1 protein-coding gene is annotated in these 235 nt (G+C 46.4%); it reads right to left on the bottom strand.

Features of this window, described 5'->3' with window-relative positions:
* Window positions 1–235: hypothetical protein (locus SB752_RS33265; protein ID WP_410719638.1), on the bottom strand; the 235-nt coding region annotated here is incomplete at both ends.

Here is a 235-nt window from a genome sequence, read left to right as displayed (position 1 = left end):
CTAGGGTTGTATAAAAACCTTTGCCCATGGAAAAGGCCTCCCGCATATATGGGATATCCGGATTAGGTGACTTAATACGGAATGACAGCCCGGTCTTGCCCAAGGGGTAAGTAATGATGTCGGAAGGTACGCCGAGCGCAGGATTCATAAACATTCCGTAGCGAAGCGTCGATGTGCACTTAAAGATAAACTCTTCTTTTTGAAGGCTGTCCTCGTAAATAACTGTACCTATGGG

Origin of the sequence: Brevibacillus sp. SIMBA_040, assembly GCF_046535075.1 — a bacterium.
Lineage (GTDB): Bacteria > Bacillota > Bacilli > Brevibacillales > Brevibacillaceae > Brevibacillus.
This window is presented reverse-complemented; position numbering and strand designations above follow the sequence as displayed.